Annotated in this window: 1 pseudogene; it reads left to right on the forward strand. The window is 51.8% G+C overall.

Annotated elements, in window-relative coordinates:
• Positions 1-520, forward strand: a pseudogene (gene ligB, locus FDX22_RS16975) (ATP-dependent DNA ligase); the annotation flags it as partial.

Genomic DNA, 520 nt, shown 5'->3' on the forward strand with positions numbered 1-520 from the left:
CCCGGGCAAATGAGGAAATTTCACGACTACAGCAGCAGATAACACAGTGGAATGACAGTTACTGGAAACAGGGTGAAAGTGCCGTAGACGACGGCGTTTATGACCAGCTCAATGCGCAACTCATCCAATGGCAACGTTGTTTTGGCGATGAAGCCAAAACAGATCTGTCTGCGCCCCCAATAAGTGGCACCGTCTCGCACCCTGTTCCCCATACGGGAGTTCGAAAACTTGCCGATAAGCAAGCGCTACAGCAATGGATGAAAGCCCGCAGCGATCTCTGGGTACAGCCGAAGGNGTTTATCGCAATGGCAATTTGGTCCGGGCGATTAGCCGTGGTAACGGCCTGAAAGGTGAAGACTGGACGCAAAAGGTTCTTCAGATCCCTTCCGTACCCCATATCACCAAGGGACAGCTCGCTAACAGTACTCTGCAGGGTGAGATATTTTTGCAGCAGGAAGGGCATATCCAACAGCAGAGAGGGGGAATGAACGCCCGTTCAAAGGTTGCTGGAATGATGATG

The sequence above is a fragment of the Citrobacter sp. TBCS-14 genome, assembly GCF_005280805.1.
Classification (GTDB): Bacteria; Pseudomonadota; Gammaproteobacteria; order Enterobacterales; family Enterobacteriaceae; genus Citrobacter; species Citrobacter gillenii.